Consider the following 20,332-nt stretch of genomic DNA (forward strand, 5'->3'; position numbering starts at 1 on the left):
AACCGATGCCCTCGACAAATACCTTCTCCAGCTATGGCAGTGTGACCAAGACCTTTCATTGGTTAACCGCCCTGCTTATCTTCACTGCCCTGCCGCTGGGATGGTTTGCCAATAATCTGGCCCAAGCGATCTATGATCCGTCGATCCCCACCACCGAAGACGATCTTGTGCAGGCGGTCCGGTTGTTCTCTCTCCATAAGACGGTCGGGGTCACCGTCTTTTTTGTTGCTCTGGCCCGCATCCTTTGGGCACTGACGCAGACAAAACCGGGCCTGCTGAACGCAGATCACAAACCCGAGGCCTTTGCCGCCGAGGTCGTGCACTGGTTGCTATATGGCTCGCTGGTGCTGGTCCCTCTGACCGGCTGGTTGCACCATGCAGCCGCAGAAGGGTTCGCTCCGATCCTGTGGCCCCTTGGACAAAATCTGCCTTTCGTACCCAAGTCTCCCTATGTCGCCGAGGTCACGGCTGGGCTGCACTGGCTGTTCATCCTGGTTCTGGCCGGATCACTGATCCTGCATATCGCCGGCGCCCTTAAGCACCACGTGGTCGACAAGGACAGCACCCTGCGCCGCATGCTGCCAGGCCGTTCGGACGCGCCGCAGCCACCTGCCCAACATCACTCGGCCCTGCCTGCTTTTGCCGCGGTGGCAATCTGGGGTGCAGTTTTGCTTGGCGGCTGGTCCACAGGTGTGTTCTCGGATCACTCCGTCGCTGCATCAGACACGGCAGAACTGGCTGAGGTACAATCAGACTGGCAGGTGCAGGAAGGTACCCTGTCCATTACCATCACTCAACTTGGTAGCCCCGTGACCGGCACGTTCGCAGACTGGACTGCCGCGATTGCCTTTGAGGACCCGTCCGAGCCGGGCCTGGCCGGAACGGTGGACGTCACAATCGCGATATCGTCGCTAAGCCTCGGAACGGTAACGGATCAGGCCATGGGCTCTGATTTCTTTGACAGCAACCAGTTCCCCACCGCCCAGTTCAAGGCTGACCTCTACAAGACCGATACCGGCTACGAGGCGCGCGGCCCGCTGACCATTCGGGACAAATCAGTAGATGTCGTGCTGCCCTTCACGCTTGATCTTCAGGACAACACCGCCACGATGAACGGGGCTATGGAACTAAACCGCCTGGACTTTGACGTAGGCAAATCAATGTCTGGCGAGGACTCTCTGGCCTTTGCCGTTGCTGTTTCAGTGGACTTGATCGCGCAACGAGCCGAATAAGAAAAACCGCCGGGGTGACGTGCCCCGGCGGTTTCAATTCAAAAGATCGGAACCGACTTATTCAGCCTTCAGTGCTTCGATCGAGATGCGGATTTCGACTTCATCACCGACAAAAGGTGCGAACTGTCCCAGATCGAAATCGCTGCGCACCAGCGTGGAGGTTGCATCAAAACCCGCCCACGGCTTTTTCGCCATCGGGTGTTCAGAAACCTGGTTGAGCTTGGCATCCAGAACGACTGACTGAGTCACGCCGTTCATGGTCAGGTCGCCGGTGATATTGGCAGTGTCCTCGCCGGTGACTTCGATACCAGTAGAGGTAAAGGTAACCAGATCACCTTCGGCAGCACCAAAGAAATCCTCGGTCATGAAATGATCTTCGCGTGGTTTCCAACCGGTGATCATTTCAATCACGGGCATCGAAACAGAAACACTGGATGCCGCGGGGTCTTCCTGATCAAACATGATCTCGCCTTCAAAGCCCGAGAACATGCCGGTCGTGGTGGAATAACCCAGATGGTTATAGCTGAAAACGACCTGGCTGTGGCTGGGGTCCAAAACGTATTTCTCGGCGCTGGCAAACGCCGAAGTTGCCGTCAAAGCAAGTGCAGCAGCAAGAAGGGTGGATTTCATGGTAGTCTCCGCAAATTTAAGGATGCAATCCGGATGGGTTGCTGAATAACGAAAATGTGCTGCCCTTGGGCAGCACACAAGTAATATTCTCCAACAGTTTCTGTTCCTAGATGAACAGAACGAGATTTAAGCGAAGATAGTTACACTTCCGCTGAGTTGCCCCTTGAGCGCTCGGCTGACATCCGCCGATTGCAGCGGCAGTTTCATCAGTAGGCTGCCGTCAACATCATACAGTTCGACCTGATCCTCGGCAAAACGAGCACCACCCAGCGTGTCATAGCTGCGGCGCAGTACGGTCTGAGGGCGGCCGTTTTCATTCTTTTGCAGAACCCGGACCTCGCGGCGGATCGGATCAAAATAAGCATCCGGACGGGCATCCAGCAACTGAACTGTCAGCAGGCTAACACCGACCAGCAGAAACATCAGCGACGCCGCCAGCTTGATCGGCCAAACTTCGGTCGCCATTGCAGAGCCAGGCACCAGCCACATGGAAAAGGCCATCACGACTAGAAAGGCACCCATGAGGCGGGCCAATACCATACGAACCTTCCAGTTTGGTGCGAAGGTGATCAGAACTGGTACAGATTTTTCGTAGTTCGCCGAGGTTGCGGACTTTTCGAATGCATTCGTGTTCATCGCGGTCATCTCTCTCACCCTGTTTTCAGGTTTCCGTTCTGGGTCCGGTCAGGCCGGATAGTCCCCGGTATGAAAAACAACTTTGAGCCGAAAAGCGTCAGGAATTGGGCAGTGCAATGTTAATTGGATGTTAATAGCACGACAGAGCCAAGGCGTTTGAAGCGGGGCTTGCTCCTACTGCTCAGACGTGTATATGGGGCCATCCTTCGCAAATCACATGAATCGCGCAGCCTCTCGTGGCAGGGTCGCGAAGGATCGAATGGCCCCGCCTATGAAATGCGCCTTGATATAAACAGGAGTGAACATGCCACTGTATGAGCATGTAATGATTGCGCGTCAGGACTTGTCCAACACGCAGGCAGAAAGCCTTGTCGAACATTTCGGCACCGTCCTTGCGGACAACGGCGGCAACGTCGTCGACAGCGAGTACTGGGGTGTCAAGACGATGGCCTACAAGATCAACAAGAACCGCAAAGGTCACTATTCCTTCCTGAAGACCGACGCCCCCGCTGGCGCCGTTCAGGAAATGGAGCGCCTGATGCGCCTGCATGATGACGTCATGCGCGTTCTGACCATCAAGGTCGACGAGCATGCCGAGGGCCCCTCGGTCCAGATGCAGAAGCGCGATGAGCGCGAAGGCCGCCGCGAGCGCCGTTGATCAAAGCCTGAAGAAAGGACACTAAACCATGGCCGCAAAACCATTTTTCCGCCGCCGCAAGGTCTGCCCGTTCTCGGGCGACAACGCGCCGAAGATCGACTATAAAGACACCCGTCTGCTGCAGCGCTATATCTCTGAGCGTGGCAAGATCGTTCCTTCGCGCATCACCGCCGTTTCGGCTAAAAAGCAGCGTGAACTGGCCCGTGCTATCAAGCGCGCCCGCTTCCTCGCCCTGCTGCCCTACGCCGTGAAGTAAGGAGAGACTGATATGCAAGTTATCCTACTGGAACGCGTTGCGAAACTGGGTCAGATGGGCGACGTCGTTGACGTCAAGTCTGGCTACGCCCGCAACTTCCTGCTGCCCCAGGGCAAAGCTCTGAGCGCATCGAACGCCAACATCGCGTCGTTCGAAGCCCAGAAAGCGCAGCTTGAGGCACGCAACCTGGAAACCAAGAAAGAAGCTGAAGCACTGGCTGAAAAGCTGGACGGTCAGCAGTTCATCGTGATTCGCTCGGCATCGGATGCCGGTGCTCTGTACGGTTCGGTCACCCCGCGTGACGCCGCAGACGCCGCGACCGAAGCGGGCTTCACCGTCGACAAGAAACAGATTGCCCTGATCGCGCCGATCAAGGAACTGGGTCTGCACTCGCTGGCAGTCAAACTGCATCCCGAGGTCGAAGTTCAAATCAAGATGAACGTCGCCCGTTCGGAAGAAGAAGCCGAACTGCAGGCGTCGGGCAAATCGATCCAGGAACTGGCTGCTGAAGAAGAAGCAGCTGCTGAGTTCGAAATCGCCGAACTGTTCGACGATATCGGTTCCGCTGCATCTGACGACGATGATCTGGTTGCTGAAGAAGCACCGGCTGAAGAAGACGAAGCCAAAGCCTGATCCGGCACTACGAAATTTGAAAAGGCCGCACAGTTTCGTGCGGCCTTTTTTTATTGCACACGCGAAACGGGCAAATTTCGGCCACATCTCAAACGTATACTTGCAGAAGGGTCGTCGCTTCCTATCATCGCGCCTTGAAATTCGGAGTACACAGATGACATCTTTCTTGCGCCGCAGCGTTCTGGCCATGTTGCTAACAATCCCCTTCGCAGCCTGCGGCGGGCCAGAAACGCCAACGCAAGATGCATTCGATCCGCCCCTTTTTCCTAACGAGACACCTGAATTGCGGGCTTCGATCAATAAATGGGCGGATCACTATGAACTCCCTCGCGAGCTAGTGCATAAACTGGCGATCCGGGAAAGCACCCACCGTCCATGGGCTGTCAATCGACCCTATTATGGTTTGTTGCAAATCCTGCCCGCGACTGCTCGCTCCATGGGGTACACAGGAAATGCACAGGGGTTGCTGGACGCCGATACCAATCTGGAATTTGCCGGAAAGTATTTACGTGGTGCATGGCTGCTGTCGGATGGTGATCAGAAACGGGCAATATTCCTATACGCCAAAGGCTACTACCCAGAAGCCAAGGCACGGGGCATGTTGGTCGAAACCGGGCTTGTCCAGGAATAGAAATTGACTCAACCTGTGCAATATCTACGGCTCACCGCCGCCATGTTGTGACACAATCGGTGAAATCCCGCCGATATTGAGCAAAATTACGGGAATCTGTTGCTTGAAGTACGCATTAAGCTTGTGCGATATGAACAATTCCCTTGCGCTTAATACCCGGGTTGACGCAACGTAGGCTTGAATACGGACAGATTAAGCGCTTTTTGGGGGTGAGAAGCGTTACGTAAAGGTTGGACAGGTGAAACTCATAGACTTGGCCGCGCTCGACCAACAGGAAAAGTCGACCGCAGACATTATCAACTCGGTCTGCGAGGAACTTGGCTTTGACTATGCGTCTTACGCCACTTTGAATCCTGTGAAGGGCGACGTCCAGGGATACGCGAACTACCCCGACGAATGGAAAATCCATTATGGCAGCCATGGATACCACCATTTCGACCCAACTATTTACCAATCAGTTCTCAGCATCGCGCCGGTCGATTGGGGCCGTTTTAACCACGACGAAAAGTTCAACGCCGTGTTCCGCGATGCCCATGATTTTGGCATCACGCCGCGTGGTCTAACCGTTCCTGTTCGTGGCCCTTATGGCGAATGCGGAATCTTGAGCGTAACCCGCGATTGCACGGATTCTGAGTGGGAATCGTTGAAAAAAGAAGTGATGGGCGATCTGCAGATGGCCGCCGTGCATGCCCATGACACAGTCATGCAGTCCGGCGTCCTTGCCAAGGCACTGTACCTGCCTGCCCTTTCGACCCGTGAAAAAGAAATCCTGCAATGGGTTGCGATCGGTAAATCGCAGCAGGATATCGGCGATATTTTGTCGATTTCCCACCGAACCGTCGAAGTTCACATGCGGTCAGGCCGAGAAAAACTGGGAGCATTAACCACGCCTCAGGCCATTGGCCGGGCGATTGGTCTGGGCTTAATCGCCCCAGGATAAGCAAAAAATCGCAAATATACGGGAAACCCCCAATAGTCTCCGCTCTCGAGTTGGTTAACTCTGTGTTCACGGTAACCAGACTGTAGGGGGATGGAAATGATCATCGTAATCGATGGTATCAACCAGCATATGTTTAGTGATGTCCTGGACGAAATGTTCAAACTGCGAGCACGTGTGTTCGGAGATCGTTTGGGCTGGGAGGTCAACATAGTAGACGGCCGCGAACGTGATATGTTCGACGACCTGAATCCGGCACATGTGGTCAGCATCGACGACGAGGGGGAAGTCGTTGGATGCATGCGCCTGTTGCAGACCACAGGTCCACACATGCTTTCGGACGTCTTCAACTCGATTCTGGACGGAGAACCGCCCCTGCGCAGTTCACAGGTCTGGGAAGCGACCCGGTTCTGTGTCGACACCAAACGGCTTGGCCGGGGACGTGGTAAAAACTCGGTTTCCTATGTGACCAGCGAAGTTATGATCGGCTCTTTCGAATACGCCAAGACCGCTGGCGTGCTGGATTCAATCGCGGTGATTGATCCGGTCATGAACCGTGTTCTGCAACGGTCAGGCAACGCCCCTTATGATTATCTCGGCGCTGCCAAACCGATGGGCAAAGTGGTCGCGATGGCAGCTTTGATGGACTGCTCGGATGAACGAATTTCGGGCATTCGCGACTATGCCGACATCGAACATGATGTCTTTTTAACCGAAGAACAGGCGCTGAAGCTCTTCGCCCACAACAAGGCCGAAAAGCCCGCAAATGTGGATCACCAACCACTGTCCGAGCTTGAGAAATACTTCGTCGAACAGATGCATTCGGCAAGAACGAAAGACGAAGTCAAAGACGTGCTAAAACTGATCGAGGCACTGTCAGATCGTTTTACGCCAGAGCAGAAGATCGCTCTGCTGAGTACCCCCCGTGCTTTTGCTCATGAGGCCTGACCCCCTCACCTCATAAGTTCAAAAGCCACCCACCGGAGCCGTCTGATAGTCAGACGGCTCCGCTTTTTTTGTGCCCATGTGGGGATGGGCTGGAAAAGGATTACTCCTCTTCCAGTGCCTCAACGGCTCTCTGCAGGTCGTCTTTGCTAACTTCTTTGTCGGCAACCTGAGCCAGTTCAAAAATATAGTCGATGACTTTGTCTTCAAAGATCGGTGCGCGCAGTTGCTGCTGCATCTGGGCGTTCTGCTGCACAAATTCAAAGAACTGGCGTTCCTGACCCGGGTACTGACGCGCCTGGTTCATGATCGCCTGAGTCATCTCGGCATCGGTCACTTCAACTTCTGCCTTCTGGCCTAACTCGGCCAGCAGCAGGCCCAGACGCACGCGGCGCTCGGCCAGTTTGTTGTGTTCGTCAGTAGGCTCGATCTCAGCGTGGTCGTGGCCTTCCACTTCCGGGTTTTCCTCGTGCCACAGCTGGTGAGCGATCTGCTTGGCTTCGGCTTCTACCAGCGACGGCGGCAGATCGAACGACACGATCTTGTCCAGCGCATCCAGCAGACCGCGCTTCATCACTGCGCGCGACGCACCGGAATATTCCGCTTCCAGACGCTCGGAGATCTGAGACTTCAGACCAGCCAAATCTTCGGCACCAAACTTGGCAGCCAGATCATCATCGATCTCGGCCGCAACCGGCTCTTTCACTTCTTTCACTGTGCAGGTGAAAATAGCGTCTTTACCGGCCAGATTCTCGGCGCCGTATTCTTCGGGGAAGGTGACGTTGACGTCTTTTTCTTCCTCGGCCTTCACGCCGACCAGCTGCTCTTCGAAGCCGGGGATAAAGCTGTTGGATCCCAGAACCAGCGGGTACTCTTCGGCCGAGCCACCTTCAAACGCTTCACCGTCAACTTTACCAACGAAGTCGATCACGACCTGATCGCCGTCCTTGGCTTTGGAACCCTTGCGACGCGCTTTGAAATCCTGCGCGGTTTCGGCCAGGCTTTTCAGTGCTTCTTCGACGGCTTCATCGTCGGCTTTGACAACCAGCTTTTCCAGTTCAACCGATTTCAGATCAACTTCAGGGATGGCCGGCAATGCCTCATAGGACATCTCGACGTGAACGTCGTCGCCTTCTTTCCAGTCTTCGTTGGTCATCTTGACTTCGGGCTGCAGCGCCGGGCGCTCACCGCTGTCTTCAAAGTGCTTGTTCATGGCACCGTCGATGCTTTCCTGCATCGCTTCACCCATCAGGCGCTGACCAAACTGCTTTTTCAGCAGCGCCATCGGCACTTTGCCTTTGCGGAAACCCTTCATCTCGACTTCGGGCCGCGCTTCGGTCAGCTTTTCGTTGACCTTGTCGTTCAGCTCGGCCGCGGTGACGGTGATGTTGTAGCCGCGTTTCAGACCTTCGTTCAGCGTCTCGGTAACCTGCATTATGGTAGTCCCCATAGGATTCGGGGCGCGCAAAAAGGGCGCGCCAGGCAAATTTGACGCCTTCTATTTGCCCAGCCGCCCGCGTGCAAGGGGCAATGCCCGGATCAGCCTTGTTTTGCCGCCGATTTGAACAAAAAAAATGCCCCGGACTGGGCCGGGGCACTTGTTCCTCAGAATACCGGGATCAGAACTTCCAGAGCGCGCCCAGAACCCACGCTTCGTTCTTGTCAAAATCGACCGTGTCATCGAAATCATGGTTGCGATATTTCAGGTACGCATCGGTGTTGATGCTGTCGATCCGCTGCACAACGGCAACGCCCCAGGATTTGGTGCTGGACCCGGCGTTTTCGAAATCCGAACCATCGAAATAGTCGATCCCGACGCCAGTTTTACCCCAGGACACCCAGTCCGCTTCATAAGCCAGCTTGGTGTACCAATAATCCGGATCACTCGCCCCCGTGGCAGTATCATCCCGCGTTCCCAAAGCGGCGGTAAAGCTAAACCCGCTGGGCAGCAATACCGAAGCGGACGCAATCGTGTCTTTCCTCTCGCCCGAGCCGTTGTCGAAATCACGCACCGCGTAGGCCACAGTGGCGGCAAACTCTACGTCATTGGCGAAGGTGTTACCGTAAGAAACGGCTATATCATAATAATCATCGTCATCGCTGCTGGACAGAATGTTCTGACCGTAGGCAATCGCTGCCGAGAACCCGTTGAAATCGGGGGTGTCATAGCGAATGCGTCCACGGCGCGCGCCATCAAAGTTGCTGGCAGAGTCACCTACGGTGATACCGCTCAGCACGCCATCTGTTCCGCGATAAAAGAACGCGCCGTTTTCATCGTTCGTGAAAGAATACAAAGCCGTCCCGACATATGACAGATCGACTTCAGCGGCCCCGTCCGAGGCCATGCTGCCTTGCCCTGCCGAGAACCTGCCGTACCCCCCCTTCAGCGAGAAATCGACGTGCCGGATATCTTCCCGGGACCAGCCGTCGTTGTTGGTTCCGTTCTGGTTAGCCGATCCTGTGCTTGGCAAGCCCAGCCCGGTTTCAAAACGAAACATGAATTCGTTGCTGCCATATGGCTGCATCAACCGCAGACCGACGCGGCTGTTGGACAGATCATTGTCCAGCAATCGCGTTTCTGTTTCCTCACCATCATCGACCGACACAATCACTGGATCGAGCTGACCGTATAACAGCACGTACCCACCACTGTTGTTTTCATATTTCAACTCGGCCGCTGCAGGAATTGCCGTTGTCGCAACCAGCGCCGCAGCCATTGAGGACAGTTTTAGTTTCTGGGTCATTTCATTCACCTTGAAAATTCCGGCTTTCGATGCTCATCAATCGCGCGCATGACGCAAAGGCTCCAGTAGCGCTCCCCGATACTTTCAAAGTATTGCATATTTGCTACTCAGAGCTTGAAAGACAGAAATAATTCCTATTTCAATCAAAGTATTATCTGCAGAAAGGCCGCAGCCAGAGGTTCACTCCAAGGGAATTCTGACGCTCGGCCATGCGTCTGGCAAACACTCGCTTTGACACTAGCGCAGACCGGTCGGCCAATTGCCGCCGAAGGTCACGTGGATCGGCTAATTCTTGCCTAAAAAATCATATATCAAGTTGTTTGAAAGCCTTGGGCAGCTGCTCGGGCAAATCTTCGGCGATCAGACCCGGGCCAAAAATATGTGCACATTCCACGTGCAACCAGGCCGCTGTTTCTGCAGCCTGCATTGGGGCAAATCCACGCGCCAGTAACCCGGTGACAAAGCCAGCCAAAACATCCCCCGATCCGGCCGTCGCCAACCAGGGGGCTGCACGTTCATACACAGCCGCATTCACCGAACATCGCCCATTCGGCGCGGCAATCACTGTATCTGGCCCTTTGAAAAGGATCACGCACCCCGCCCGCTTGGCGGCCTCGCGTGTTGCATCAACCTTGGAGTAGGCCGGTCCTTGAGTTGCGGGTGCCGATAACTTTTCGGCAATACCCGGAAACAACCGCGCAAATTCCCCCCCATGCGGTGTCAAAACACAGTTTTCGTGCAATTGAGCGAACAAGGCTGAGGGATCATCCGCAAAGGCCGTTAAGGCATCGGCATCCAACACCGTTGCACGATTAGCAGCCAGCGCAACCGGCACCAATTCCCGCGCACGCTCCAGTCCAAATCCTGGTCCTAGGCACAGGGCATTCAATCGTTCATCTTGCAGCACGTTGGTCAGACCTTCTGCCCCCTTGATCCTCTGCAACATAATGGCCGTGACCTGCGCTGCGACTTCCATCTGAGCCGCCGGAGGCACCCCCAACGTCACGAGCCCCGCCCCAATCCGCAAGGCGCCACGCGCCGCCAACCGAGCAGCACCGGTTTTACCCGCCCCACCCGAAAGGATCAGGGCGTGACCATGTGAGTATTTGTGTCGATCGTTCCATTTTCCATGAAACCCACTGTGTACGGGGTCGGACACCAATTGGACGACGTCCGAGGCGTTACTTAGCTTTAGACCAATGTCAGCGACGATAACTTTGCTAGAAAGCCCTGGCCCTCCACCAAAGTGATCATCTCCCAACAAATAGTGCCCAAGCTTGGGAGAATGAAATGAAACAGTCAAATCCGCTGGAAATGCCCCGAAATTAACACCTGAGTCGCAGCAAAGGCCACTGGGACAATCCACAGCAACGTATTTAGGACGCCGGTCCTTCAGAGAAGTGTCCGTAACAGTCGGAACAAATCCATGCCAGGTTCGCTCCGTGTCATCTGGCATCGACCTTTTCATCCCTGTTCCAAAAAGAGCATCTACAACAAGGTCGTGCTCCTGATCATCCAGAACATCTTCGATGCCGTTATCATCCCATTCATGGACGACGTCAGAAGCAATCCACGTTTCGAAATTCGTCTTGGCATGCGGTGGCAGCTTGTCCGGGTCGCCGTAAAGAAATACTTCGACGTCCCAGCCCCACTCTTTCAGCAAGCGGGCAACGACAAAACCATCGCCGCCGTTGTTCCCCGGCCCGCACAAAACCACGGCTCGGCCAGAGATCTTGGCCAATTCAGGCCACTCTTCGAAAATCGCCTCGACAACGGCCCGCCCGGCCCGCTCCATCAACTCCAGCCCTGTCACCTGACCAGCCTCAATCGCGGCCTTTTCGATGGCCCGCATCTGCGCGGCAATCAGCAATTCCGTCATCTCAAATTCCCCCGGCGATTCAATTCTGATTACTTTTTGTGCAAATCGATCAAAATTTCACCCGCCGCCTAATTTCTCACCACAAGGGCTCAGCCATTTTCGCAATCAGATTGCCGACCGATCTTAGACGTGATCAGTGCCTGTCTGACAAGAGTTATAGGAGCCCGGGATGAAGAAGATCGAAGCGATCATCAAACCGTTCAAACTGGACGAAGTGAAAGAGGCGCTGCAGGACGTGGGTGTCCAGGGCCTCAGCGTGATCGAAGTCAAAGGGTTCGGTCGCCAGAAAGGCCACACCGAGCTCTATCGCGGTGCTGAATACGTGGTCGACTTTCTGCCCAAGGTGAAAATCGAGGTCGTTCTGGATGACGATCAAGTCGACGCCGCCATCGAGGCCATCGTGTCCGCCGCGAAAACCGACAAGATCGGCGACGGCAAAATCTTTGTCTCGCCCGTTGAACAAGCCATTCGCATCCGTACCGGCGAGACCGGTTCGGAAGCCCTGTAATCGAATACACTCAATAGAGGAATAAGAGTATGAGCAAGGACGCAGTTCTTCAGCTGATCAAGGACGAAGGCGCCGAATACGTCGATGTTCGCTTTACCGACCCGCGCGGCAAGCTGCAGCACGTGACCCTGATGGCCGATCAGGTTGACGAGGATTTCCTGGAAGAAGGCTTTATGTTCGACGGTTCGTCCATTGCGGGCTGGAAGTCGATTGAAGCATCGGACATGAAGCTGATGGTCGACACCGAAAGCGCCTATGTCGATCCGTTCTATGCCGAAAAGACCATCTGTGTGCACTGCTCGGTCGTTGAGCCCGACACCGGTGAAGCCTATGAGCGTGACCCGCGCGGCACCGCGCAGAAAGCCGAAGCTTATCTGAAGGCATCGGGTATCGGTGATGTTGCCTATATGGGCCCCGAAGCCGAATTCTTCCTGTTCGACGACGTCCGTTTTTCGAACAGCATCAACAAGGTATCCTACGAAGTTGATGCAACCGACGCGTCGTGGAACACCGACACCGAATACGAGATGGGCAACATGGGCCATCGTCCGGGTGTCAAAGGCGGATACTTCCCGGTCAACCCGATCGACGAAGCGCAAGACCTGCGTTCGGAAATGCTGTCGACCATGAAGCGTCTGGGCATGAAGGTCGACAAGCACCACCACGAGGTTGCCTCATGCCAGCACGAACTGGGTCTGATCTTCGACAGCCTGACCAAACAGGCCGACGAGCTGCAGAAGTACAAGTACATCATCCACAACGTTGCGCACGCCTACGGTAAATCGGCCACTTTCATGCCTAAGCCGATTGCAGGTGACAACGGCACCGGTATGCACGTGAACATGTCGATCTGGAAAGACGGCAAGCCGCTGTTCGCTGGCGACAAATATGCTGATCTGTCTGACGAAGCGCTGTACTTCATCGGCGGCATCCTGAAGCACGCCAAAACGCTGAACGCCTTTACCAACCCGGCGACCAACAGCTACAAGCGTCTGATCCCCGGTTTTGAAGCCCCCGTTCTGCGCGCTTACTCGGCCCGTAACCGTTCGGGTTGTGTCCGTATCCCGTGGACTGAAAGCCCGAAAGCCAAGCGTGTCGAGGCTCGTTTCCCCGATCCGGCTGCAAACCCCTATCTGGCGTTTGCCGCTCTGCTGATGGCCGGTCTGGACGGCATCAAGAACAAGATCGATCCAGGCGAAGCCATGGACAAGAACCTGTACGATCTGCCCGCCGAAGAACTGGCCGATATCCCGACCGTCTGCGGTTCGCTACGCGAGGCTCTGGAAGCTCTGGCATCCGATCACGACTTCCTGCTGCAGGGCGACGTATTCACCAAAGACCAGATCGACGGCTACATCGCACTGAAGATGGAAGAAGTCGAAACATACGAGCACACGCCGCACCCGGTTGAGTACGGCATGTACTACAGCTGCTAAGCGGCGGTTGAGCTTTTGAAACACGAAGGGCGCCCCACCGGGCGCCCTTTTGCCGTTCTGAACAACGCGTCTTGACTGACACACTCGAACGTCCGAGCCTTTGCCTATGATATTGACCAGAGAATTTTAGGAGGAAGCAATGCGCCTGATGTTGAAATTCACAATACCAGTTGAAAAAGGCAATCAGGCGGAACGGGACGGTACGCTGGGAAAGGCCATTGAGGCGCTGGTAAAAGAGGTTAATGCCGAGGCCGCCTATTTCGGGCTCGAACACGGAAAGCGCATGGGCATTGTCATTTTTGAGGAAACCGACCAGGCCCGTATGCCAAAAATCAACGAGCCCCTGTTTGCTGCGCTGGACGCAAATATCGAAATTCAGCCCGTCCTGACCGCCGAGGATCTGCAGCGTGGTTTGTAAGGCCGTTTAAGACAGATTGAGTTGACCTGATTGAAGGACATTTTTCATGCAGCGCTTTGCGATCTTACTGGCCCTTGCTCTAACGGTGCCCACGATTGCGGCCCCTGCCCCCTGCGGTAATACCAGCAGCGGGTTTGAGGTTTGGAAGAAGGATTTTGCAAAACAGGCCAAACGCGCGGGCGTAAAAAAGAAAGGACTGCAGGCGCTGGCGCAAAGCCAATATGCCACCCGCACCATCGCGGCGGATCGTAACCAAAAAAGTTTTAAATATTCGCTGGACAAATTCATGCGTGTGCGTGGCGCTGACGCAATCGTTTCGCAAGGTCGTAAACGCAAAGCCCGCAACCCGCAATTTTATGCCGCGCTGGAACGTCAATACGGTGTCCCAAGCGGCGTACTGATCGCCATTCACGGAATGGAAACAGGCTTTGGAAATTTTATGGGAGACAGTCAGGTCGTGTCCGCGATCACAACATTGGCCTATGATTGTCGCCGTTCTGACTTTTTTATTCCCCACGCCATCGGTGCGCTGAAATTGGTTGATCAAGGCAGCATTACGACAAGGACGCAAGGGGCCAAACACGGCGAATTGGGGCATACTCAATTCCTGCCGGGCAATGCACTGACCTATGGGGTCGATGCGACAGGCGATGGACAGGTTGATTTCTATAATATGACCGACGCGCTGGCCTCAACCGCCAATTTTCTCCGCAAGAAAGGGTGGAAAACAGGGCGCGGCTATCAACCGGGTCAACCCAATTTCGCAGTGATTCAACAGTGGAACGCCGCCTCGGTCTATCAGCAATCTATCGCGATTATGGCGGCGCGAATCGACGGTTGAGAACTGCCACAAATTTGCGCCCGAACACCGCAATCCGGCCACATTATTGCCACAGACATTAAGTGGCCCCCAAAATGTCTAGGTTTCCATAGAGTAATCAATCAAGCCGTTTTTTGATTTTTTTCCATTTTTCGCCAAAATCTGCCCCATATCCGTTGTTAACCTGTTTGCTAAGACAGGACGCGACAAGGGACAGCGCAGTGACTCCGAAGCACAGCTATCATGGTGGTCTTCAATTCGACGGTGAGACCGACGGCGCGATTGAGCGCTTTGGAACCATTGTTGCAACGACATTGGAAGACTATGGCCACCTGATCGAACGCAAGAACATGATCAGCGACACCGAAGCCAGTGTCGTTTCCAGCCAGTATCTCGTGCGCCTGACCCTGGACACTCATGTGATTGGCACAGAAGACCGGTTTGAGCGGCTGGACCGGGCAGCCGGATTGAAGACAGCCCATCGGCCGATTGTTACCCTTCCGAAGAATCGCTTGACGATCACCATCTCTCCGGTATCGGCGCTTTTGGATGACAGCGAAATATCCGAGCTTATGCTGGTGGTTATCCTGTACCGGATGGTCGATATCTGTTCGACACAGCGTGTCGAGTGGCTGTCGCCCAACACCGTATTGACAATCGAACAGTTCATGAGCGCGTTCGATACACTAACCCCCTCCAAATCACGCAATAGAAAACAGATCTTTGAGGCAGTGACAGGCCCGTTCGCGGGGCTGGCCATTCCTGAAGCAGAAGACCTGGATGAGCCCCAAAAACAGGCGCTGAAACCAGCAGCCCGGCCGATCCAGCTGTCGGATGAGCAGTTGCTCAGCATCGCTTTCCGGACAGAACCTATCGAGCAGCCTATGGATCGGGACGACGACACGCCCCCCCTCGTCCACGACAAGCCCAGTGATATCCTTCGACTGTCCAGTTGGGGATTGACCGGGGCCGTGGCCAGCGTGTCAGTTCCGATCGCGGTCTCTCTGGCCGCTGTGAACCTGATTAGAGGCGAAGATTTTCGCCTAAATACTCAGGTACTTGCCTACTCCGTTGCAATCTCCGCTCTCAGCACAAGCGGAGCCATTGCCGGTGTCGCAAACGCGATTGGCATGTAGCACTACACCGAAGACCCTCCTTGGAGGCCCCGCCACTTAGGCGGGGTTTTCCATTTTACGCAGGTGCTGCGCCTCAAGCACATAGGTATGGATCGAAAAGACCACCGCCTGCGTTTCAGGGAGACGCAAAAGTGTCTGTCGTTCACTGCGCATATAGGGTGCGATCCCCGGAGCTTTTTTTTCGCGCGGCGCGTTCGCACTACGGGGTTGGTGCAGTTCAGCGTCCTCATACCACAGGGCATTGAACCGCCACAGCGGATGTTCAGGCCGTATTCCGTCGAACAGGCGCTGAACCCTCCGCGCGATACTTTCATCATAGCTGGCAACGGGCACGTGAATGTCGATCAAGGGGCGCATGAATTTTTCAGACAATCGCCAACTGGCCGGAAAACATAGAATGGCCCCGGTCAGAACGTGTTCATCCCCTTGCTTTTGAAGGATGCAAAAGTCCTCCTGAACAAGATGGCACAGCGTTTCCAAGGGGCGGGTTCGGTCGATTTCGACAACATGCCCACCGGGGCGGGTGACACGTTCCGAACATCCCGGATAAGCATACCGCAAAACAAGGTTCAACAGCTCTTGCGCGGCTGGTTCGGCATTGGGGTCAAGCGCCAAAACCTCGTCCCTTTTCTCTGCCAACAGAGCCACGCGCCGCTGCATCTGGGCGGCGAAAGCATCATCACAATGCAGCCAGTCATCCATCCGACCCGGCTGGATTCCGGGCAAGGGTCGTGGAACAAGCGGATCATAAGGGATCGAAGTCTGAAGGATCGTCATGACATGGACCTAGCACCAGTACATTGGCCTGTCGGTCAAAAAGCGACCGTTGCGCCGTCGCAAACTATCAAGACGTGACGGAAATGATCTTCCACGCTCAACACAAGGCAGGGAGACCCACCATGAACCAGCACTATCGCGACACCCGCAAAATTGACCCGTCAAAGGGTGCGACCCTTGGCGATGGCACCCCAAACGAAAATGACCGGATCGAGATCGGGCCAACGCAGCTGGCCTTTGCCGAATGGGAAGCTGCCGGACTTGCCCTGCCCGATCTGGCGCGGATGCGCGAATACCGCTGGAAACGCCTGACCAAGGCCATCGTGGATCGTGGCTATGGCGGACTGCTGATGTTTGATCCACTCAACATCCGCTATGCCACTGACAGCACCAATATGCAGCTGTGGAACACCCATAACCCGTTTCGCGCCGTGCTGGTATGCGCCGATGGCTATATGGTGATCTGGGACTATAAGAATTCACCCTTCTTGTCGAAATTCAACCCGCTGGTGCGCGAACAACGCTCGGGCGCGGATCTGTTTTATTTCGATCGGGGCGACAAGGTAGACGTTCAGGCTGACGTATTCTCGAACGAAGTACGGACGCTGATCGACGAACATGGCGGTGGCAACAAGCGTCTGGCCGTCGACAAAATCATGCTGCACGGATTGCGCGCGCTTGAAGCGCAAGGGTTTGAGATCATGGAGGGCGAAGAGGTCACCGAAAAGACCCGTGCCGTAAAAGGCCCGGACGAAATCCTTGCCATGCGCTGCGCCAACCACGCCTGCGAAACCGCCGTGGCCGCGATGGAGAAGTTCGCCCGTGCCAATGTGGGGGACGGCAAAACCTCGGAAGATGATATCTGGGCCATCCTACATGCCGAAAACATCCGGCGCGGCGGCGAATGGATCGAAACCCGCTTGCTGGCCTCGGGGCAGCGCACCAACCCCTGGTTTCAGGAATGCGGCCCCCGGATCACCCAAAAGAATGAGATCATCGCCTTTGATACCGATCTGATCGGCTCGTATGGCATCTGCATCGACATCTCGCGCACTTGGTGGATCGGGGATGAAAAACCCCGCCCAGACATGATTTACACCATGCAACACGCGCATGAGCACATCATGACCAACATGGAGATGCTGAAACCCGGTGTGATGATCCCTGAATTAACCGCCAAGGCGCATAAGCTTGACGACAAGTTTCAGGCCCAGAAATACGGTTGCCTGATGCATGGCGTGGGCCTGTGTGACGAGTGGCCTCTGGTCGCCCACCCGGACAAGGCAGTGCCGGGCTCATTCAATTACCCGCTTGAACCCGGCATGGTGCTGTGTGTCGAAGCCGCTGTTGGCGAGGTCGGCGGTGATTTTTCGGTCAAACTGGAAGATCAGGTGCTGATCACCGAGGACGGGTATGAAAACCTCACCACATACCCGTTCGATCCTCAGCTTATGGGGCTGGCCTAAAGGTTCAGTCCGACCAGGTTGAGCGCCGGACATTCCCGTGCCAATCCTCGGACGGGATGGCGGCCTCGGTTGTAGTAGATGCCGCTGGCGGCCAGTTTTGCCCCAGTGAGAACCCCAAAATTCCGGTCAGGGCAATGATGATCAAAAGAACGGGGCGAACAACAACGCCACGCGGGGCGGATGCAGTATGTGCCATTTGAGCCTCCTTGGTTGACAGTAAGTGACAGCTGCAAGATGGGCGCTAGCGAGAAATTATTGAAACGAATATTTGATGGCCTATACATCACATATATTGAACAGTAAGATTTCCCCGCGATCCGATCCAAATGTCTGTTTTCTCCTCACCTTCCCGTGACGCTTCTTACAATGGGGTTGAGTGACCAGACTGAAGCACACAGTATTGGGCCATCCCGATAGGTAAGGAATTGTCATGCCCACCGAACGCATTACTTTTGCCGGTCACGACGGCAACCAATTGGCTGCGCGCCTGGACCTGCCAGATGGGCCGGTGCTTGCGACCGCATTGTTTGCGCATTGTTTTACCTGTTCCAAGGACATTCCCGCCGCTCGCCGCATCGCCGCCCGTCTGGCGGCCATGGGCATTGCCGTTTTGCGTTTTGACTTCACCGGGCTGGGTCATTCTGGCGGAGAGTTTGCGAACACCACCTTTACCTCGAATGTCGAAGACCTGATTGCTGCCGCGCATTACCTAGCCGGGCGCAACATGGCCCCTGCTCTGTTGATCGGTCATTCCTTGGGTGGGGCTGCCGTTCTGCGGGCCCGCGCCGGTATTCCAAGCGTCAAGGCGGTGGTCACTCTGGGCGCGCCTGCCGATCCCGGACATGTCTCGCACCATTTCGAGGCCGCCCTGCCAGAGATCGAACAGGAAGGTTCGGCCGAGGTCATGCTAGGCGGTCGCCCGTTCCGCATCGGTAAGGCATTTGTCGATGACATCTCGGAAACCGCTCTGGCCCCGGCCATTGCCGATCTGAAAGCAGCCCTGCTGATCCTGCACGCACCGCGCGATGAAACCGTCAGCATCGACAATGCCAGCACCATCTTTATGGCTGCCAAACACCCCAAAAGCTTTGTCACCCTGGATGGTGCCGATCACCTGATCACGCGCGCCGCCGATGCTGAATACGCGGCGGATGTAATCGCGGCGTGGGTCAGGCGATACGTCACCCTTTGCCCGCCAGCACCACCACCCGGTGCCCCCGAAGGCGTGGTGCGGGTGACCGAGGTCGACTCTTCGGGCTTTCTGCAGGACATTCAATCCGGCCCCCGGCATCACGCCGTCGCGGATGAACCTGAATCCTATGGCGGCACCGATCGGGGCATGTCGCCCTATGGGTTTGTGTCATCGGGTCTGGGTGCCTGTACGTCGATGACAATCCGCATGTACGCGCGGCGCAAACGGTGGCCGCTGACAGGTATCTCTGTCGATGTCTGCCACAACAAGGTGCACGGGCAAGATGCTGGTCTGGCCGGAGACGGCAAAATCGACGTGTTCCGCCGCAAAATCCGTCTGGAAGGACCGCTGGATCAGGAACAGCGCACTCGTCTGCTGGAAATTGCAGACAAATGCCCTGTTCACAGAACGCTGGAAGGATCAGCTCAGATCACCACAGAATTGCTGACCTGAGCCTCTGAACTTATCGGCGAGGTCGCGGCGCCGGGCGGTGAATGGGTGGTCTGGCCGCTGGCGGCCGTGCCGTCGGTGGGCGTGGCCGTGCCGGAGGTTTTCCAACAGGCGGTTTGGGCCGCGCTGGTGGTTTGCCTTCAGGTGGTCTCGGGCGCGGCGGGCGATCCACATCAATGTCGACATCGACGTCGTGATAATAGTCATTCCACAGCATCGAGTCATAGAACGGGTCATAACCATAGCCGACTCCGACTGTGACCCCGTCACAAGCAGACAGAGTAAAGCTGGCAGCCCCAAGCCCAAGTGCAAAGATCGCACGTTTGATACGGTTGCTGGTCATCTGCGCCCCTCCTTACTGCAGGGACCGGAACGACGCGAAAACGGCGTTCAGATCGTCAACATAGGTCGGATCGGCACCATCGCGCAGGATCGCAACGACTACGGCAACTCGACCTTTTGGCAGGTCGATGATGGTTGCGGTAAAGTTGATGCCACGCCCGTCCCGGGTGCCTGTACCGCGGATTACACGGGCTGGTAGTCCTCCGATACGGGTGTCCGAGGTGCTGGTAACAGTCGGATCTTTAACCAGGAACTTGTCGATATCATCAAGATACCGCAGCCCATCGTCGATCGAAGCCACGCCTGCGGGTGAGACAAACCCCATCCAGACGTTGTCATCGGTCACGGGCTTGATCCCCATGACGCGGGCAACCCCGCGTATGTCACCCAATTCGGTATCCTCAATCTCACGCGGGCCACCGGTGCGCACCCCCCAAAAGTCGGGCACGGCAAAGCTGAACAGCGCACGCCCAGCGTCGGTGTATGTAATCGGAGTTTCCGCAGAAACCGGTGTCACGACCCCAATCCAAAGGGCGGCGCAGGTGGCCAGAGTCGAACCAGAAAAAATTCTCATTTCTAAATAACCTGATGTTTTCGTTGAACGCA

At 55.6% G+C, this 20,332-nt stretch carries 23 protein-coding genes; 14 read left to right on the top strand and 9 right to left on the bottom strand.

Going from position 1 to position 20,332, the window contains the following annotated elements; all coding sequences use genetic code 11:
• The first annotated feature begins 5 nt into the window (after positions 1-5).
• Entirely contained in the window at positions 6-1,232 is a 1,227-nt protein-coding gene (locus RUE5091_RS04100; RefSeq protein WP_058280612.1) for a cytochrome b/b6 domain-containing protein, read from the top strand.
• Between the two features lie 57 nt (positions 1,233-1,289).
• On the opposite strand, the gene RUE5091_RS04105 is transcribed toward RUE5091_RS04100, so the two are convergent.
• Complete coding sequence (locus RUE5091_RS04105; protein ID WP_058280613.1) at positions 1,290-1,862, bottom strand: YceI family protein; 573 nt, start codon at positions 1,860-1,862, stop codon at positions 1,290-1,292.
• Between the two features lie 126 nt (positions 1,863-1,988).
• Positions 1,989-2,507, bottom strand: coding sequence for a hypothetical protein (locus tag RUE5091_RS04110; RefSeq protein ID WP_058280614.1), 519 nt, complete (start codon positions 2,505-2,507; stop codon positions 1,989-1,991).
• A 295-nt stretch (positions 2,508-2,802) separates the two neighbouring features.
• On the opposite strand from RUE5091_RS04110, the gene rpsF reads away from it, so the two are divergent.
• The 6 genes from rpsF (at position 2,803) to RUE5091_RS04140 (ending at position 6,561) form a co-directional block, all read left to right on the top strand.
• Positions 2,803-3,156 carry a 30S ribosomal protein S6 gene (rpsF, locus tag RUE5091_RS04115; RefSeq protein WP_058280615.1) on the top strand — a complete coding sequence of 118 codons (354 nt, stop codon included), beginning with the start codon at positions 2,803-2,805 and terminating at the stop codon, positions 3,154-3,156.
• A gap of 28 nt (positions 3,157-3,184) precedes the next feature.
• Positions 3,185-3,412, top strand: a complete 228-nt coding sequence (gene rpsR / locus RUE5091_RS04120; RefSeq protein ID WP_005982441.1) for a 30S ribosomal protein S18 — start codon at positions 3,185-3,187, stop codon at positions 3,410-3,412.
• Positions 3,413-3,424: 12 nt separating this feature from the next.
• Entirely contained in the window at positions 3,425-4,045 is a 621-nt protein-coding gene (gene rplI / locus RUE5091_RS04125) for a 50S ribosomal protein L9 (protein WP_058280616.1), read from the top strand.
• A gap of 154 nt (positions 4,046-4,199) precedes the next feature.
• Positions 4,200-4,676, top strand: coding sequence for a lytic transglycosylase domain-containing protein (locus RUE5091_RS04130; protein WP_112297140.1), 477 nt, complete (start codon positions 4,200-4,202; stop codon positions 4,674-4,676).
• Positions 4,677-4,914: 238 nt separating this feature from the next.
• Entirely contained in the window at positions 4,915-5,616 is a 702-nt protein-coding gene (locus RUE5091_RS04135; RefSeq protein ID WP_058280617.1) for a helix-turn-helix transcriptional regulator, read from the top strand.
• Between the two features lie 96 nt (positions 5,617-5,712).
• Positions 5,713-6,561: an acyl-homoserine-lactone synthase gene (locus tag RUE5091_RS04140; protein ID WP_058280756.1), complete on the top strand. Its 849-nt coding sequence runs from the start codon at positions 5,713-5,715 to the stop codon at positions 6,559-6,561.
• Positions 6,562-6,661: 100 nt separating this feature from the next.
• On the opposite strand, the gene tig is transcribed toward RUE5091_RS04140, so the two are convergent.
• From tig to RUE5091_RS04155, 3 genes are all read right to left on the bottom strand, one after another.
• Positions 6,662-7,993 carry a trigger factor gene (tig, locus tag RUE5091_RS04145; protein WP_058280618.1) on the bottom strand — a complete coding sequence of 444 codons (1,332 nt, stop codon included), beginning with the start codon at positions 7,991-7,993 and terminating at the stop codon, positions 6,662-6,664.
• Between the two features lie 184 nt (positions 7,994-8,177).
• The gene (locus tag RUE5091_RS04150) at positions 8,178-9,302 is read right to left on the bottom strand and encodes a porin (protein WP_058280619.1); all 1,125 of its coding nucleotides are present in this window, start codon (positions 9,300-9,302) and stop codon (positions 8,178-8,180) included.
• Between the two features lie 304 nt (positions 9,303-9,606).
• A complete protein-coding gene (locus RUE5091_RS04155; RefSeq protein ID WP_058280620.1) occupies positions 9,607-11,181 on the bottom strand; it encodes a bifunctional ADP-dependent NAD(P)H-hydrate dehydratase/NAD(P)H-hydrate epimerase in 1,575 nt (524 codons plus the stop codon).
• A 169-nt stretch (positions 11,182-11,350) separates the two neighbouring features.
• On the opposite strand from RUE5091_RS04155, the gene RUE5091_RS04160 reads away from it, so the two are divergent.
• The 5 genes from RUE5091_RS04160 (at position 11,351) to RUE5091_RS04180 (ending at position 15,499) form a co-directional block, all read left to right on the top strand.
• Entirely contained in the window at positions 11,351-11,689 is a 339-nt protein-coding gene (locus tag RUE5091_RS04160) for a P-II family nitrogen regulator (RefSeq protein ID WP_058280621.1), read from the top strand.
• Positions 11,690-11,718: 29 nt separating this feature from the next.
• On the top strand, positions 11,719-13,125 hold the full coding sequence (gene glnA / locus RUE5091_RS04165; protein ID WP_058280622.1) for a type I glutamate--ammonia ligase: 1,407 nt from the start codon (positions 11,719-11,721) through the stop codon (positions 13,123-13,125).
• 139 nt (positions 13,126-13,264) lie between these two features.
• Positions 13,265-13,543 (top strand): hypothetical protein, encoded by a 279-nt coding sequence (locus tag RUE5091_RS04170; protein WP_058280623.1) that lies wholly within the window; start codon positions 13,265-13,267, stop codon positions 13,541-13,543.
• 46 nt (positions 13,544-13,589) lie between these two features.
• On the top strand, positions 13,590-14,384 hold the full coding sequence (locus RUE5091_RS04175; RefSeq protein WP_058280624.1) for a lytic murein transglycosylase: 795 nt from the start codon (positions 13,590-13,592) through the stop codon (positions 14,382-14,384).
• A 200-nt stretch (positions 14,385-14,584) separates the two neighbouring features.
• On the top strand, positions 14,585-15,499 hold the full coding sequence (locus RUE5091_RS04180) for a hypothetical protein (protein WP_243470709.1): 915 nt from the start codon (positions 14,585-14,587) through the stop codon (positions 15,497-15,499).
• Positions 15,500-15,535: 36 nt separating this feature from the next.
• On the opposite strand, the gene RUE5091_RS04185 is transcribed toward RUE5091_RS04180, so the two are convergent.
• Positions 15,536-16,276, bottom strand: a complete 741-nt coding sequence (locus RUE5091_RS04185; RefSeq protein ID WP_058280625.1) for a heme-dependent oxidative N-demethylase family protein — start codon at positions 16,274-16,276, stop codon at positions 15,536-15,538.
• A 122-nt stretch (positions 16,277-16,398) separates the two neighbouring features.
• On the opposite strand from RUE5091_RS04185, the gene dddP reads away from it, so the two are divergent.
• Positions 16,399-17,742, top strand: coding sequence for a dimethylsulfonioproprionate lyase DddP (gene dddP / locus RUE5091_RS04190; RefSeq protein ID WP_058280626.1), 1,344 nt, complete (start codon positions 16,399-16,401; stop codon positions 17,740-17,742).
• A gap of 4 nt (positions 17,743-17,746) precedes the next feature.
• Here dddP and RUE5091_RS04195 read toward each other — a convergent pair whose 3' ends face one another.
• Positions 17,747-17,938 (bottom strand): hypothetical protein, encoded by a 192-nt coding sequence (locus tag RUE5091_RS04195; protein WP_058280627.1) that lies wholly within the window; start codon positions 17,936-17,938, stop codon positions 17,747-17,749.
• Positions 17,939-18,172: 234 nt separating this feature from the next.
• Between RUE5091_RS04195 and RUE5091_RS04200 the strand changes: the two genes are divergently transcribed.
• Positions 18,173-19,387 carry a bifunctional alpha/beta hydrolase/OsmC family protein gene (locus RUE5091_RS04200; RefSeq protein ID WP_058280628.1) on the top strand — a complete coding sequence of 405 codons (1,215 nt, stop codon included), beginning with the start codon at positions 18,173-18,175 and terminating at the stop codon, positions 19,385-19,387.
• 10 nt (positions 19,388-19,397) lie between these two features.
• Here the strand turns inward: RUE5091_RS04200 and RUE5091_RS22515 are convergent, their stop codons facing one another.
• The gene (locus RUE5091_RS22515) at positions 19,398-19,727 is read right to left on the bottom strand and encodes a hypothetical protein (RefSeq protein ID WP_082643540.1); all 330 of its coding nucleotides are present in this window, start codon (positions 19,725-19,727) and stop codon (positions 19,398-19,400) included.
• Positions 19,728-19,739: 12 nt separating this feature from the next.
• Positions 19,740-20,300: a hypothetical protein gene (locus RUE5091_RS04205; protein WP_058280629.1), complete on the bottom strand. Its 561-nt coding sequence runs from the start codon at positions 20,298-20,300 to the stop codon at positions 19,740-19,742.
• Between the last annotated feature and the right edge of the window lie 32 nt (positions 20,301-20,332).

It is taken from the genome of Ruegeria denitrificans (assembly GCF_001458295.1).
GTDB classification, from domain to species: Bacteria; Pseudomonadota; Alphaproteobacteria; order Rhodobacterales; family Rhodobacteraceae; genus Ruegeria; species Ruegeria denitrificans.